Consider the following 14,770-nt stretch of genomic DNA (forward strand, 5'->3'; position numbering starts at 1 on the left):
CGCGCGGTGACCGCGAAAGTGCGCAGCTGTCAGCCGGCGGAGCGCTCCCAGTCGACCGTGGGCAGGCCGGCGTCGGCGAGCGCCTTGTTGGCCGCGCTGAACGGGCGGCTGCCCAGGAAGCCGCGCGGGTTCATCGGGCTGGGGTGCCCGGCCTCCAGCACCACGTGCCGCGGGTTGGTCACCAGGGCCGCCTTCTTGCGCGCGTAGCCGCCCCAGAGCAGGAAGACCACCCGCGAGTCCATCGCGTCGAGCGCCCGGATGGTGGCGTCGGTGAACTCCTCCCAGCCGCGGTTGGCGTGCGAGCCGGGCGTCGCCTCGCGGACGGTGAGCACGGCGTTGAGCAGCAGCACGCCCTGCGCCGCCCAGCCGCTCAGGTTGCCGCCGCGCGGCTTCGGCACGCCGAGGTCCTCGCCCAGCTCCTTGAAGACGTTGCGCAGCGACGGCGGCACGCTCACGCCCTCCCGCACGCTGAAGCTGAGCCCGTGGGCCTGCCCCGCCTTGTGGTAGGGATCCTGCCCGAGGATCAGCACCCTGCAGTCGGCCGGCGCGCAGAGCCGGTAGGCCGAGAAGAGGTCCTCGACCGGCGGGAAGACGGTGCGGGTCGCATATTCCCCCGCGACGAACTCGGCCAGCGCGGCGGTGCGGGCCGGGTCGAGGTGCGGGGTGAGCACGGCACGCCAGTCCTCCGGCAGCAGCGCCGGCAGGTCCAGGGTGGGGGCGTCGTCGGGCATCGGCAACCTTTCGCCTGTCGGGTCCGTCCCGCGCACTCTAGGCAGCCGGTACGACAGCGCTCACCCGAGGGCGGTCAGGCGCTGCGCCCAGTCGCCACCGACCGGCTCCAGCTCGACCACCCGGGTGTCGTCGTCGCGCCGGTCGACGCGTACCCGCAGGTGGGCGTCGACGAGCTGCTCGACCAGGCCCTCGCCCCACTCCACCACGGTCACCGACTCGTCCACCGAGGCGTCCAGGTCGAGGTCGTCGATCTCGGCGCGCGGGTCGGCGGCGTCCCCCAGCCGGTACGCGTCGGCGTGCACCAGCGCCACCGTGCCGCCCCGGGCCGGGTCGGGCCGGTGCACCCGGGCGATCACGAAGGTGGGCGAGGTGACGTCCCCGAGCACCCCGAGCCCGGCTCCGAGGCCCCGGGTCAGGGCGGTCTTGCCGGCGCCCAGCGGCCCGGTCAGCAGCAGCAGGTCGCCGGCGCGCAGCAGCCCGGCCAGCCGCCGCCCGAACTCGTGGGTGTCGTCGACGGTCGGCAGCTTCACGACGTGGCTCACAGCGCCTCCAGGAACCGGACCAGCGCCTCGTTGACCTCGTCGGCGTGCTCCAGCATCACCACGTGCCCGCTGTCGGAGATCTTGACGAACTCGGCGTGCGGCAGTCGCCGGACGATCTCCTCGGAGTGCGTCACGGGGGTGATCATGTCCTTGTCGCCGACGACCACCAGCACGGGGGTGTCCGCCAGCGCGGCGAGCGCCGGGAACCGGGAGTGCGTGGCCAGCGTCCGCAGGTAGCGCGTCACCGTGTCGGCGGAGGTGCGCGAGTTCATCGTCTCGACGTACGACACCAGGGCCGGGCTGGGCTGGCGGGTGCCGAAGCCGTACTTGCGGGTGAGCAGCCAGGCCACGTTGGTGGTGGACCTGCGCGCCCGGTCGATCACCGGGCCGCCGTAGCGGGTGACGTTGCCGACCATGTGCAGCACCGGCGCGCCGACCCGGCCGAGCAGGGCGGGCGCGACCAGCTTGGTCTCGGCGATCAGGCCGCCCGAGGTGGCCATCAGCACGGTGCCCACGACCCGGTCGCCGAACAGCTCCGGAAAAAGCTCGGCGAACGCCATGATGGTCATTCCGCCCATCGAGTGGCCGACCAGCACCAGCGGCCCCTCCGGGGCGGTCCGGTCGATCACCTCGCGCAGCGTCCGGCCGAGCGCGGTCAGGTCGTACTCGCCGGTCTCCAGCCGCCCCGACCGGCCGTGCCCGGGCTGGTCGTAGGCGACGATCCGGTGCTCGCCCCGCTCGGCGAGCAGCTTGCGCTGGAAGTGGAAGGTGCCCATGTCGAGGCAGAAGCCGTGCACCAGCACCACGGTCGGGTTGCCGGGCACGGGCCGGGTCGGCTCCACCACCTCGACGTGGATGTCGGTGCCGTCGGGCATCTCCAGCCGGAAGGAGTCGTCGTACCGCTGCTCGCCGAAGACCTCCCCGGCGTACCGGTCGGTGGGGTCGGCCTTGAGCTTGCGGACCAGGGCGCGTTCGGTGGCGACGCCGGCTGCGAGCCCGGCGGCGGCGACCCCGACGGCGGCCAACGCGCCGATGGCCGCCTTGGCGTGCCCGGTACGCGGCAGCGGGATGCGGGAACGGGTCGTCACGGGCGCTCGCCGTCGTAGACGCGGGGCACCCGGGTGCTGCCGAACCTCGTGACGATCTCGTAGTTGATGGTGCCGGCAGCCTCGGCCCAGTCGTCGGCGGTGGGCCCGCCGTCGGCGCCGCTGCCGAAGAGGGTGACCTCGTCGCCGGCGGCCACCGGGTCGTCGCCGCAGTCGAGCACGAACTGGTCCATGCAGACCCGGCCCGAGATCGTCCGGCGCTTGCCGCCGAGCTGCACCGGGCCGCTGTTCGAGGCCTGCCGGGGCACCCCGTCGGCGTAGCCGAGCGGCACCACCGCGAGGTTCGCCGCCCGCTCGGTGGTGTAGGTGTGCCCGTACGAGACGCCGGAGCCGGCGGGGACCCGCTTGGCGAGCATCACCCGGGCGCGGGCGGTCATGGCCGGGCGCAGCCCGTAGCGCTCGCCGGCCACCGGGGAGAGGCCGTAGACGGCCAGCCCGGGTCGGACCAGGTCGAAGTGGGTGTCGGGCCGGGTCAGGGTGGCCGCCGAGTTGGCCAGGTGCCGGTAGCGCGGGCGCAGGCCGGCCTGCTCGGCCATGCCGATCCCCTCGTGGAAGACGGCGATCTGGCGGTCGATGGTCGGGTGGCCGGGCGAGTCCGCGTACACGAAGTGGCTCCACACCCCGACCACCTCGACCAGGCCGTCGGCCTGCGCCTTGGCGGCGGCGTCGAGCAGGGCCGGCCAGTCGGCGACGGTCGCGCCGCCCCGGGCCAGCCCGGTGTCGATCTTGAGGTGCAGTCGGGCCGGGCGGCCGGCCGTGCGGCCCGCCGCGACCATCTCGTCGAGCTGGGGCAGGCTGGCGACGCCGAGGTCGACCCCGGCGGCGACCCCCTCGTGCAGCGGCAGCCCGGGCGCGAGGAGCCAGGCCAGCACCGGCACGCCGATCCCGGCCCGGCGCAGCGTGAGCGCCTCGTCCAGGGTGCAGACCCCCAGCCAGTCGGCCCCTCCGTCGAGGGCGGCGCGGGCGGCCGGGACCATGCCGTGGCCGTAGCCGTCGGCCTTCACCACCGCCATCAGCTCGGCGCTGGTGCCGGACCTCAGCCGGCTCACGTTCTCGCGGATCGCGTCCAGGTCCACGCGTACCTCGGCCTGCCACATGCCCCCAGCCTACTTTCCACGCCGATCCTCCCGGCCGAGGCCGGCGCAGCCGGGTCAGCCGAGGCGGGCGAGGACCGGGCGGAGGGCGTCGGCCACGTCGGGCGCCGTGACCGGCCCGCCGAGGGCCGCCTCCCGGCCGGCCAGCCCGTGCAGGTACGCGGCGGCGGCCGCCGCCCGCTCCGGGGGCAGTCCGGCCGCGAGCAGCGAGCCGAGCAGCCCGGCCAGCACGTCGCCGGTGCCGCCAGTGGCCAGCGCCGGGGTGCCGGTCGGGTTGACGTACGCCCGGCCGTCCGGCGTGCCGATCACCGTGCGGTCGCCCTTGAGCAGCACCACCGCGTTCATCCAGGCGGCCAGCCGCAGGGTGGCGGCCACCCGGTCGGCGCCCGGCTCCTCCCCGCAGAGCCGGGTGAACTCGCGGTCGTGCGGGGTGACCACGATCGGGGCGTCCCGCGTGCGCAGCCGGCCGGCGAGCGAGCCGTCGACCAGCAGCGTCAACGCGTCGGCGTCGAGCACCACCGGCACCGGGGCGGCGAGCACCGCCCGCAGCTCCCCGGCCGCCTCCTCGCCGGTGCCGAGGCCGGAACCGCAGACCCACGCCTGCACCCGCCCGGCGTCGGCGACCCGGCCGGTCGCGATCACCGACGGGTGCCGGCGCAGCACGTCGGCCCGGGCCGAGCCGGCGTAGCGGACCAGCCCGGTCGGGCCGGCGAGCGCCCCCGCGACGGAGAGCACGGCCGCGCCGGGGTAGGTCGCCGAGCCGGTCGCGACGCCCACCACGCCCCGGCTGTACTTCTCCGAGGCCGGGCCGAGCCGGGGCCACCAGTCGACGACGTCCGACCACTCGGTCACGCCCAACGCCGGGCTGCCCCGCAGCCACGGTTCCAGCCCGATGTCGACCAGCTCCACCTCACCGGCGAGCGCGGCGGCCGGGCCCACCACCAGCGCGGGCTTCAGCGCGCCGAACGCCACCGTCACGTCGGCCCGTACCGCGCTGGGGCGGCCCGACGCCGTCAACGGCACTCCCCCGGTGTCGACCGCGACCCCGCTGGGCACGTCCACGGCGACCACGGCGGCCGGTGCGCCGTCGCGCCCGCGGTGCCGCACGAGGCTGGCGGCGAGCTGGTCGGCGGTGTCCCGTAGCCCGCCGCGCCCGCCGATCCCCACGATGCCGTCCAGCACCAGGTCGACGGTCCCCGGTGGCCGGTCGACGACCCGCCCGCCCGCGGCCCGCAGCGCGGCCAGCCCCTCCGCGTGCGCCCGGCCGGGGGCCAGCAGCAGCGCCGACACGGCGGCACCCCGCCGGGCCAGGTGCGCGCCGGCGAGGAGCGTGTCGCCGCCGTTGTCGCCGGAACCGACCAGCAGCAGCACCCGCGCGGCGTAGACGCCGCCCCGGTCGGCCAGCAGCAGCGCGCAGCGGCGGGCCAGCCCGGCCGCCGCGCGCTTCATCAGCGTCCCGGGCGGCAGCGTGGCCATCAGGCCCGCCTCCGCAGCGCGTACGTCCGCGACCCGCCACACCGATCTCATGCCACCCCGTCCCGTCCGACTCCCGGCGCGCCGCGAACCGGCACGCCCCCGATCACCGCTCCGCGACCACCATCGCCGAGGCGATCCCGCCGTCGTGCGACAACGAGAGATGCCAGCGGTTGACCCCGCGCTCGGTGGCCGCCGCCGCGACCGTGCCGGAGACGGTCAGCCAGGGCCGGCCGTCCGGGTCCGGCACGACCTCGCAGTCGTGCCAGCTCAGCCCGGCCGGGGCGCCGAGCGCCTTGGCGACCGCCTCCTTGGCCGCGAAGCGGGCGGCCAGCGACTCGGGCGAGCGCGGGTTGCCGGAGCGGGTGCACCGCTCGGCCTCCGTGAAGAGCCGGTCGGCGAGCAGCGGTGTCCGTGCCAGGGCCTTGGCGAACCGCTCGACGAGGACGACGTCGATGCCGACAGCGACGATCACCCGCTCACCCTACCGGCGCGGGCGGCCGCAGATTAGCCCTCGGCGCCGCGCGCGGCAACGCCTGTGGACGACGCGGCCGTACGCGGGCGGGCCGTCGTCCACAGGCCTCGCGCGGGGGTGTGGACGACGCCTAGCGTCGCGGCCGTCGATGTTTTCGCGAGGCGGGGGGCCGAGGATGACCGATGAGCCGTTGACCGTACGACCGGACGCGCTGCGCCGGGCCGCGCGCGGGCTCGACGACGACGCGTACCGGCTGGCGCACGGGCTGGCCGGGACGTCCGGGCTGGTGGTGCCGGCCCCGGAGTGGTCGACCGCGGCGGCGTCGGCCGGGCTGGAGTCGGCCGTGCACGCCTGGTTCGGCGGGCTCGGCGCCCGGGTGGCCCACACGGCCGGGGCGGTCCGTTCCGCCGCCGAGGCGTACGAGGCGGTGGACGACCGGGCGGCCGGTCGCCTCACCGCGCTGCCCCGGTGAACGCGCCGGCACCCCCGGCGCCGGCTCGGTCGGCCCCGGCCGGGCACGCGGCGCGCCCGATCCCGCCGGCGCCCCCGGCACGGCCGACACCGCCGGCGCGTCCTATGCCGCCGACGCGCCCGGCGCACCCCGCCGACCGCGCGGCGGACGTCGGCTACCGGCAGCTGTGGGCGGCCGATCCCGGCGCGTGGCGGGCGGCCGGAGTGGCCTGGCGGGGGCTGACCGGCCCGGTGGCGCGGCGGGCCGCCGAGCTGGCCGACGGCGCGGCGGTGCTGCGGTCCGGCTGGTCGGGCGGGGCCGGCGTCGCCGCCGACGCCCGGCTCGCGGCCCTGCGCACCGAGCTGACCGCCGTCTCCCCCGCCCTGGTCGAGGCCGACCAGGTGCTGGCCGAGTTCGCCGGCCGGCTGGCCGCCGCCAAGGCCCGGCTCGCCGCCGCGGTGGCCCGCGCCGACGCGGCCGGACTGCTGGTCGACCGGCAGGGCCGGGTCACCGCCGACCCCGCCCGCGCACCGGCGACCACACGCCCCGGGACGGGCGCGTCCGGAGCCGGCGCACCCGTGGTCCGCGCGCCCGGGGCCGGGACAGCCGGGGCCGGGACAGCCGGGGCCGGCGCGTCCGGAGCCGGAGCGTCCGGAGCCGGCGCACCCGGGGCCGGGGCGTCCGGAGCCGGAGCGTCCGGAGCCGGAGCGTCCGAGGTGGGCGCGGCGATCCGGGCGGCGCTGGAGCTGGCCGGTGCGGCCGACCGGGAGGCCGCGGGGCGGCTGGACGCGCTGGCCGGCGCCGCCCGCGCGGGGTGGGCCGAGCGGCCGCCGCCCGGCCGCCCGAAGGCCGGCGCCGACCCGGCCACCGTGCGGGCCTGGTGGGCCGGGCTCAGCCCCGCGCAGCGCCGGTGGCTCGTCGCGCACGAGCCGGAGCTCCTCGGCCGCCTCGACGGGGTGCCGGTGGCCGCCCGCGACCAGGCCAACCGGCTGCTGCTCGGGGCCCGGCGGGAGGAACTGCTGGCCGCGCGGCGACGGCTGCTGGAGCGGGTGCCGCGCGGGCCGGTCGAGCTGGCCGGGCTGTCGCGGATCGGGAAGTCCCTGGCCGGGCTGGACGCGCTGGCCGCCCGCCTGACGGGCGACGAGCAGCCCCGGGCGTACCTGCTGGGGCTGGGCACGGGCGGCGAGGGACGGGCGGTGGTGGCGCTGGGCAACCCCGACCGGTCGGCCCGGGTGCTGACCTACGTGCCGGGGATGACCGCCGGCCTGCACGACGTGCCCGGCGAGTTGGGCCGGGCGGCCCGGGTGCTGGGCCGCTGCGCCGCCCTCGCCCCTGAGGAGGAGGCCGCGGCGGTGCTCTGGCTGGACTACGACGCCCCCGACTTCCTGCACGAGGCGGCGTGGCCGGGCCAGGCCCAGAACGCCGGCCCGGCGCTGCACCGGTTCCAGGAGGGGCTGCGGGAGACCCACGACGGGCCGCCGGGCCGGCAGACCGTGCTCGGGCACAGCTACGGCTCGCTGGTGGTCGGCACGGCCGCCCGCGACCACGGGCTGGCCGCCGACGCGCTGGTCTTCGTCGGCTCGCCCGGGGTGGGGGTCGCGCACGCCGGCGAGCTGGGCGTGCCGCCCGGGCAGGTCTGGGCGAGCACCGCGCCGGACGACGTGATCCGGTGGGCCCGGCCGCCGGACGAGCTGGCCCGCCGGTCCCTGCTGGGCGCGTCACCGGTCGGCCCGGCGATCGGGGCGCTGCTCGGCGCGCCGGAGCGGGAGCTGTGGTTCGGGCAGGACCCGTCCCATCCGGGCTTCGGCGGGCGTACGTTCCCCAGCGGCCGGCACGGCCACACGGGCTACTGGGCGCCCGACAACCCAGCCCTCGACGGGATGGCCCGGGTGGTGCTCGGCCGCTGACCCGCGCGACGCGGCGGGCCCCGCCCATGGGCGCGGGTGGACGGGGCCCGTCGTCGGGCGGCGCGGCCTACTCGACCGTGACCGACTTCGCCAGGTTGCGGGGCTGGTCCACGTCGTGCCCCCGGGCGGCGGCGATCTCGGCCGCCAGGACCTGCAACGGCACGGTGGTGACCAGCGGCGCGAGCAGCGTCGGCGTACGCGGCACGTAGATCAGGTGGTCGGCGTAGCGGACGACCGCCTCGTCGCCCTCCTCCGCGATCACGATGGTCCGGGCGCCGCGCGCGCGTACCTCCTGGATGTTGGAGACCACCTTGTCGTGCAGCATGCCCCGGCCGACCGGGGACGGCACGATGCAGATCACCGGGGTGCCCTTGTCGATCAGCGCGATCGGGCCGTGCTTCAGCTCGCCGGCGGCGAAGCCCTCGGCGTGCATGTACGCCAGCTCCTTGAGCTTGAGCGCGCCCTCCAGGGCCACCGGGTAGCCCACGTGCCGGCCGATGAAGAGCACGGTCGGCTCGGCCTTCAGGTCGCGGGCCAGCTCGCGGACGGGCTCGATCCGGTCCAGCAGCTCGCGCAGCTTGCCCGGCATCTCCTGGAGCTGGGCGACCACGGCGGCCACCTCGTCGGCGAACTTGATGCCGCGCACCTGGGCCAGGTGCAGGCCGATCAGGTAGCAGGCGACGAGCTGGGTGAGGAACGCCTTGGTGGACGCGACGGCGATCTCCGGCCCGCCGTGGGTGTAGAGGACCGCGTCGGACTCCCGGGGGATGGTGGAGCCGTTGGTGTTGCAGATGGCCAGGACGCGGGCCTTCTGCTCCTTCGCGTGCCGCAGCGCCATCAGGGTGTCCATCGTCTCGCCGGACTGCGAGATCACCACGATCAGCGTGGACCGGTCGAGGACCGGGTCGCGGTAGCGGAACTCGCTGGCCAGCTCCACCTCGCACGGGATCCGGGTCCAGTGCTCGATGGCGTACTTGGCGACCAGGCCGGAGTGGTACGCGGTGCCGCAGGCGACGATGAAGATCTTGTCGACGTCGCGCAGGTCCTGGTCGCTGAGGCGGACCTCGTCGAGCATGATCTCGCCGGAGTCGGTGAGCCGGCCGAGCAGCGTGTCGGCGATGGCCTGCGGCTGCTCCTCGATCTCCTTGAGCATGAACCAGTCGTAGCCGCCCTTCTCGGCGGCGGAGGAGTCCCAGTCGATGTGGAAGTCCTTGCCGCTGGCGGGCTGGCCGGCGAAGTCGGTGATCTCGATGGTGTCGCCGGTGATCAGGACGATCTGGTCCTGGCCCAGCTCCACCGCCTCCCGGGTGTGCTCGATGAACGCGGCCACGTCGCTGGCCAGGTAGTTCTCCCCGTCGCCCCGCCCGACGACCAGCGGCGAGTTGCGCCGGGCGCCGACCACCGCGCCGGGCACCGCGGCGTCGACGGCGAGCAGCGTGAACGCGCCCTCCAGCCGCTGGCAGACCACCCGCATGCCGGCGGCGAGCAGCTGCGGCCCGTCGGGGTGGCCGGCGGCGCGCAGGTCGGCCAGCGCGGCGGAGAGCAGGTGCGCGGCGCACTCGGTGTCGGTGTCGCTGGTGAACTGGACGCCGTCGGCCTCCAGCTCGGTGCGCAGCTTCGCGAAGTTCTCGATGATGCCGTTGTGGATCACGGCGACGCGGCCGTCGGGGGCCAGGTGCGGGTGGGCGTTGCGGTCGGTCGGGCCGCCGTGGGTGGCCCAGCGGGTGTGCCCGATGCCGGTGGTGCCGTCGCCGATGCCGATCGGGCTGGCCGCGCAGGACGTGGGATCCTCGGCGGCCCGCTCGGAGAGCACCTTCTCCAGGTTGGCCAGCTTGCCGGCCTTCTTCTCGGTCAGCAGCGCGCCGTCGCAGACGATGGCGACGCCGGCCGAGTCGTAGCCGCGGTATTCCAGCCGCCGCAGTCCGTCGAGCACGATGCCGAGCGCCGGGCGCGCGCCGGCGTAACCAACGATTCCACACATGTCCCGCAGCCTAACCTAGTTCCACTCATCGCGCGTGCGCGAAAGCCGGGTAAACGATCACCCAACTTGAGCGATCGGAGGGGAAGCGGCACTCTCCGTGACATAGCTCCGCTGGGCGACGGTGCTGCCGGCGACGGTCCCGGGCGGTCGGGGCCGCCGTCGGCAGGGGTTGAAGCCGCGCCGGGAGTCCGTAGGCTGGCGGGCGTGACGACCGCCGACGTGGATCCGCTGGTGGCCCGGATGCGCCCGTTCGGGACGACCGTCTTCGCCGAGATGTCCGCCCTCGCCGTGCGCACCGGCGCGGTCAACCTCGGTCAGGGCTTCCCCGACACCGACGGTCCGCCGGAGATGCTGGCCGCCGCCGCGGAGGCGCTGCGCACCGGGCAGAACCAGTACCCGCCGGGCCCGGGCGTCCCGGCGTTGCGCGCGGCGGTGGCGGCGCACCAGCGCCGGTTCTGGGGGCTGGAGTACGACCCGGACGGCGAGATCGTGGTGACGGCGGGCGCCACCGAGGCGATCGCGGCGGCGATCCTCGGGCTCTGCGAGCCGGGCGACGAGGTCGTCTGCTTCGAGCCCTACTACGACTCGTACGCCGCCTCGATCGCCCTGGCCGGCGCGGTCCGGCGCCCGGTCACGCTGCGTCCCGCCGCCGACGGCCGGTACGCCTTCGACCCGGCCGCCCTGCGCGCCGCGTTCGGCCCGCGCACCCGCCTCGTGCTGCTCAACTCCCCGCACAACCCCACGGGCAAGGTCTTCACCCCCGACGAGCTGGCACTGGTCGCCGAGCTGTGCCGGGAGCACGGCGCGTACGCGGTGACCGACGAGGTGTACGAGCACCTGGTCTTCACCGACGCGTCCACCCCCCACGTCCCGCTGGCCACGCTGCCCGGCATGCGGGAGCGGACGCTGCGCATCTCGTCGGCCGGCAAGACGTTCTCCTGCACGGGCTGGAAGGTCGGCTGGGTGAGCGGGCCGGCGACGCTGGTCTCGGCGGTGCTGCGGGTGAAGCAGTTCCTCACCTTCGTCAACGCCGGGCCGCTCCAGCCGGCGGTCGCGGTGGCGCTGGCCCTGCCGGACGACTACTTCGCCGACTTCCGCGACGGCATGCAGGCCCGCCGCGACCAGCTCGTCGGCGGGCTCACCGACGCCGGGTTCGAGGTGCTCCCGCCGGAGGGCACCTACTTCGTCACCGCCGACGTCGGCGCGCTGGGCGGGCGGGACGGGGTGGAGTTCTGCCGGTCCCTACCCGAGCGGTGCGGGGTGGTAGCCGTGCCGACGCAGGTCTTCTACGACGACGCCGAGGCTGGTCGGCACCTGATCCGCTTCGCCTTCTGCAAGCGCCCCGAGGTGCTGACCGAGGCCGTCATCCGGCTGCGTCGGCTGTCCGCGACCTGAGCCTGCCGCGACCGGCCGCGCGGCGCCGTCCGCGGGTCGGGTCGGGTCGCGTCGGGCAACGCGTGCGCCTGAGCGTCAGCCGGCCGCCCGGGTCGGGCCGGTCCCCCGCTCCGGCGGCGCCGCCTCGGAGCGGGGCGCCCGGAGCCGGGCGAGCGCCGCGCCGCCGTCGGCGAGCAGCACCTGCTCGGCGTCGTCGACGAAGGCCAGGTCGGCCTCGACGTGTCGACTCGCCGCCGAGAGCAGCAGGCCGACCACGGGGTCGTCGGCCCGGCGGCGCAGCCCGTCGAGGTTGCGCAGCTCCCGCATCAGGTGACCGCGCTGGTTGCCGAGCACCGTGCGTACGGTGGCCGGCTCGCCGGAGCGGGCCGCGGCGGTCACCTTGAGGAAGAAGTCGTCCCGGAACCCGCCGCTGCGCGGGCTGGGCTCGCCGAGCCAGCGCGCCAGCTCGGCCCGGCCCTCGGGGGTGATCTCGTAGACCACCCGGTCGGGCTTGACCGGCTGGGGCTGCCGTTCGGCCACCACCAGGCCGTCGCGGGAGAGCCGGTCGAGGATCTGGTAGAGGTGCCCGATGTTGAGCGGTCCCCACTGCGGGCCGACCGCCTCCTCGAAGGCGCCCTTCAGCTCGTAGCCGTAGCTGGGGCCGCCGGCGAGCAGGGCCAGGACCGCGTGCTGTATCGCCACCGTCTACTCCGATCCGACCCGGGGGCTGACCGCCGCCGGGCCTTGCATTGTCACAATGTATCGCGCACAGTGTGCTCAGCACACGGGGAGGCGCGACATGTTCGGCATCATCTGGAGACAGCTTCGCGGCCGTGCGGGACGGTCGGTGGCGCTGCTGCTCGGCGTACTGGTGGCGACCACCGGGTTCGTCGTGCTGACCGGCGCCACCACCACCTCCCGCCTCGACGTCACGGGCTCCGTCGAGCGGAACACCGAAGCCGCCTACGACATCCTGGTCCGCCCGAAGGGCACGCGTACCCCGCTGGAGGCCGAACGCCGGCTGGTCCAGCCCAACTACCTCTCCGGCCTCTTCGGCGGCATCACCACCGCGCAGTACGACCAGGTGAAGGCGGTCACCGGGGTGGACGTCGCCGCCCCCATCGCGATGCTCGGCTACTCCACCGCCCCGGTGCCGACCCCGCTGGACCTGACCGACGCCGTCGACCGCTCGCTCGACCGGCAGGTCATCCGGATCGACCCGCGCTTCGTCGCCGAGCGCGGCCTCTCCACCGCCCCGGGCCGCGCCCGGTATCTGTACGTCACCAAACACCCGGTCATCCATGCCCGCAACGACCTGGTCTCCAGCTCCGACGCCACCACCTACACCGACGGCCGGCGCTACCCCTGGCACGACCAGTGTGGTGCCTCCCCGCGCGAGGTCCTGCCCGACGGCCGCACCCACTCGATCTGCGACCCGCGGTACGCCATGGGCAGCATGGGCGCCTACTCGGAGCGGGAGGACTGGACCGTGATGCCTGTGCGGCTGCTGCCCGACGGCCGGTTCGAGGCCCACGCCAACGTCCTCGCCGACGGCGAGGGTCACGGCCCGGGTGACGTGACCACCTCGGACCGGCTCCGCATCCGGACCAACCTGACCGTGCCCTTCCTGCTGGCTGCGGTGGACCCGGCCGCCGAGGACCGACTCGTCGGCCTCGCCGGTACGGTGGTCGAGGGGCGGGCGCTCCGTCCCGACGACTCGGTCATCGCTGGCCGTGAGGCGGGCGGATCCACCGTCCCGGTCCTCACGACCAGCCGCCCCTTCCTCGACGAGGAACTGCGCGTCGACGTCACGCGGCTGCCCGCCGCGCGCCCCGCCGGCGTGCCGTTGGCCGATCTGGAGCGGGAACTGCGGCGAGGACCGGCGACCCCCGCCGGGAAAGCCAGCGCCGACGTCGTCTCCGGCTGGCGTTCCCAGTTGGCCGAGGGCCTCACCCCGACCGGCTGCTGCTTCGGCCAGCTTCAGGACATCGTGCAGGCCAGGCCCGCGGAGTACGACCGCCTCCCCGACGGCACCCTGCGGGTCCGTCCGGTCCCGCCGGCCGCCCCCGGACTCTACGGTGGACACCAGGACTTCAACCCGTTCCCGCGTCCCTGGCTGACGGAGGACGTCGGCGCCCGCCCGCTACGCGAGCTGTCGCTGAAGAAGTCGACCCCCAAGAAACCCCTCTGGCGCCATTGGCGGGCGGTGGGGGTCTTCGACCCGCAGAAGCTGACCGGGTTCAGCGACCTGGGCAAGGTCCCGCTGGAGACGTACGAACCGCCGCGGGCCGCCGGCGCCGACGCCGCCAGCCGGGACGCGCTGGGCGGGCGACCGCTGGAGCCGAGCGGCAATCCCGCCGGCTACCTCACCGCCCCGCCGCTGCTGCTGACCAGCCTCGCCAGCGTGCCGAAGCTGCTGGCGGGCGGTGGCAGTCCGCAACTCGCCGCCCCGATCAGCGCGATCCGGGTCCGGGTCGCCGACGTGGGCGGCTACAGCGACCGCGCCGCCGAACAGGTCCGGCTCGTCGCCGAGCGGATCGCCCAGGTCACCGGGCTCGACGTCGACATCACCCTCGGCTCGTCCCCTGCCCCGCAGGCCGTGGAGCTGTCCGCCGGGTCGTTCGGCCGGCCGGCGCTGCGGCTGACCGAGGAGTGGTCGGCGCTCGGGGTCGCCTCGGTGATCACGAAGGCGGTGGACCGCAAGAGCGTCGCGCTCTTCGTACTGGTGCTGGTGGTCTGCGCGCTCTTCCTCGGCAACGCGGTCGCCGCAGCCGTCCGGGACCGCCGGTCCGAGCTGGCGGTGCTCGCCTGCCTGGGCTGGCCGGCCCGGCGGATCGGCGCGCTGATCCTCGGCGAGGTGGCCGCCCTCGGGCTGGCCGCCGGTCTGCTCGCGCTGGCGCTGGCCGTACCACTGGGGGCCGCGCTCGGCATCGACGTGGGGTGGCGGCGGGCGCTGCTGGCCGTGCCGGTGGCACTGCTGCTGGCGCTGGTCGCGGGCCTGACGCCGGCCCTGCGGGCAGCGCGCGCCCACCCGGCCGCCGCGCTGCGCCCGGCGGTGACGACGGCCCGGTGGGTACGCCGGCCGCGCACCCTGGTCGGCCTGGCCATGGCCAACCTGGCCCGCACGCCCGGCCGCACCCTGCTCGGGGCCGGTGCCCTGGCCATCGGGGTCGCCGCGCTGACCCTGGTCGCCGCCGCCGGGTACGCGTTCCGGGGTGCCATCGTCGGCAGCCTGCTCGGTGACACGGTGTCGCTGAGCGTGCGGGGCGCGGACACCATGGCCGCCGTCGCGACGGTGCTGCTCGGTGCCGCCGCGGTCGCCGACGTGCTCTACCTGAACATCCGGGACCGGGCCGCCGAGCTGGCCACCCTGCGCGCGGTCGGCTGGAGCGACGCCGCGCTGGGCCGCCTCATCGCCTACGAGGGCCTGGCCCTGGGTCTGCTCGGCGCGGTCGCCGGCGCCGGCCTCGGGCTGACCGGGGCGGCCTGGCTGGTCGGCGCCCTGCCCGGCACGTTGGTCGCGGTCGCCGCGTCGGTGGCGGCGGCCGGTGTCCTGGTCACCTCGGTGGCCGCCCTGGTCCCGGCCACGCTGCTGCGCCGGCTGCCGACCGCCCGACTGCTCGCGGAGGAGTGAC

12 protein-coding genes are annotated in these 14,770 nt (G+C 76.0%); 4 read left to right on the forward strand and 8 right to left on the reverse strand.

What is annotated here, in order from left to right; translation table 11 throughout:
- Positions 1 to 29: 29 nt before the first annotated feature.
- Genes ung through ACN27A_RS17515 form a run of 6 tightly spaced genes read right to left on the reverse strand, consistent with a single transcriptional unit; the run spans position 30 to position 5,422 of the window.
- Positions 30 to 731: a uracil-DNA glycosylase gene (gene ung / locus ACN27A_RS17490; protein WP_151455727.1), complete on the reverse strand. Its 702-nt coding sequence runs from the start codon at positions 729 to 731 to the stop codon at positions 30 to 32.
- A 60-nt stretch (positions 732 to 791) separates the two neighbouring features.
- Complete coding sequence (gene tsaE / locus ACN27A_RS17495; RefSeq protein ID WP_151455726.1) at positions 792 to 1,274, reverse strand: tRNA (adenosine(37)-N6)-threonylcarbamoyltransferase complex ATPase subunit type 1 TsaE; 483 nt, start codon at positions 1,272 to 1,274, stop codon at positions 792 to 794.
- Positions 1,271 to 2,362 (reverse strand): alpha/beta fold hydrolase, encoded by a 1,092-nt coding sequence (locus tag ACN27A_RS17500; protein WP_421454738.1) that lies wholly within the window; start codon positions 2,360 to 2,362, stop codon positions 1,271 to 1,273. The genes tsaE and ACN27A_RS17500 overlap by 4 nt, the downstream gene beginning before the upstream one ends.
- Complete coding sequence (alr, locus tag ACN27A_RS17505) at positions 2,359 to 3,477, reverse strand: alanine racemase (RefSeq protein WP_421454740.1); 1,119 nt, start codon at positions 3,475 to 3,477, stop codon at positions 2,359 to 2,361. Before alr ends, ACN27A_RS17500 begins: the two co-directional genes overlap by 4 nt.
- Before the next feature lie 54 nt (positions 3,478 to 3,531).
- Entirely contained in the window at positions 3,532 to 5,001 is a 1,470-nt protein-coding gene (locus ACN27A_RS17510) for an NAD(P)H-hydrate dehydratase (RefSeq protein ID WP_421454743.1), read from the reverse strand.
- Positions 5,002 to 5,053: 52 nt separating this feature from the next.
- Positions 5,054 to 5,422 (reverse strand): holo-ACP synthase, encoded by a 369-nt coding sequence (locus tag ACN27A_RS17515; RefSeq protein WP_132230942.1) that lies wholly within the window; start codon positions 5,420 to 5,422, stop codon positions 5,054 to 5,056.
- A gap of 175 nt (positions 5,423 to 5,597) precedes the next feature.
- On the opposite strand from ACN27A_RS17515, the gene ACN27A_RS17520 reads away from it, so the two are divergent.
- Positions 5,598 to 5,894 (forward strand): type VII secretion target, encoded by a 297-nt coding sequence (locus tag ACN27A_RS17520; RefSeq protein WP_421454747.1) that lies wholly within the window; start codon positions 5,598 to 5,600, stop codon positions 5,892 to 5,894.
- 104 nt (positions 5,895 to 5,998) lie between these two features.
- Positions 5,999 to 7,780, forward strand: coding sequence for an alpha/beta hydrolase (locus ACN27A_RS17525; protein ID WP_421454750.1), 1,782 nt, complete (start codon positions 5,999 to 6,001; stop codon positions 7,778 to 7,780).
- A 67-nt stretch (positions 7,781 to 7,847) separates the two neighbouring features.
- Here the strand turns inward: ACN27A_RS17525 and glmS are convergent, their stop codons facing one another.
- Entirely contained in the window at positions 7,848 to 9,761 is a 1,914-nt protein-coding gene (gene glmS / locus ACN27A_RS17530) for a glutamine--fructose-6-phosphate transaminase (isomerizing) (RefSeq protein WP_421454753.1), read from the reverse strand.
- Positions 9,762 to 9,965: 204 nt separating this feature from the next.
- On the opposite strand from glmS, the gene ACN27A_RS17535 reads away from it, so the two are divergent.
- On the forward strand, positions 9,966 to 11,156 hold the full coding sequence (locus ACN27A_RS17535; RefSeq protein WP_421454755.1) for a pyridoxal phosphate-dependent aminotransferase: 1,191 nt from the start codon (positions 9,966 to 9,968) through the stop codon (positions 11,154 to 11,156).
- Between the two features lie 75 nt (positions 11,157 to 11,231).
- Here the strand turns inward: ACN27A_RS17535 and ACN27A_RS17540 are convergent, their stop codons facing one another.
- Positions 11,232 to 11,837 (reverse strand): PadR family transcriptional regulator, encoded by a 606-nt coding sequence (locus tag ACN27A_RS17540; RefSeq protein WP_421454758.1) that lies wholly within the window; start codon positions 11,835 to 11,837, stop codon positions 11,232 to 11,234.
- Positions 11,838 to 11,934: 97 nt separating this feature from the next.
- Here ACN27A_RS17540 and ACN27A_RS17545 point away from each other — a divergent pair, with 97 nt between their 5' ends.
- Positions 11,935 to 14,769, forward strand: a complete 2,835-nt coding sequence (locus ACN27A_RS17545; protein ID WP_421454760.1) for an FtsX-like permease family protein — start codon at positions 11,935 to 11,937, stop codon at positions 14,767 to 14,769.
- The last annotated feature ends 1 nt before the right edge of the window (position 14,770 follow it).

The sequence above is a fragment of the Micromonospora sp. WMMD737 genome (assembly GCF_049179055.1).
Taxonomy (GTDB): domain Bacteria; phylum Actinomycetota; class Actinomycetes; order Mycobacteriales; family Micromonosporaceae; genus Micromonospora; species Micromonospora reichwaldensis.

Coding starts and splice junctions, on each gene's coding strand:
- ung (WP_151455727.1), bottom strand. CDS start 731: ATGCCCGACGACGCCCCCACCCTGGACCTGCCGGCGCTGCTGCCGGAG.
- alr (WP_421454740.1), bottom strand. CDS start 3,477: ATGTGGCAGGCCGAGGTACGCGTGGACCTGGACGCGATCCGCGAGAAC.
- ACN27A_RS17510 (WP_421454743.1), bottom strand. CDS start 5,001: ATGAGATCGGTGTGGCGGGTCGCGGACGTACGCGCTGCGGAGGCGGGC.
- ACN27A_RS17520 (WP_421454747.1), top strand. CDS start 5,598: ATGACCGATGAGCCGTTGACCGTACGACCGGACGCGCTGCGCCGGGCC.
- ACN27A_RS17525 (WP_421454750.1), top strand. CDS start 5,999: ATGCCGCCGACGCGCCCGGCGCACCCCGCCGACCGCGCGGCGGACGTC.
- glmS (WP_421454753.1), bottom strand. CDS start 9,761: ATGTGTGGAATCGTTGGTTACGCCGGCGCGCGCCCGGCGCTCGGCATC.
- ACN27A_RS17545 (WP_421454760.1), top strand. CDS start 11,935: ATGTTCGGCATCATCTGGAGACAGCTTCGCGGCCGTGCGGGACGGTCG.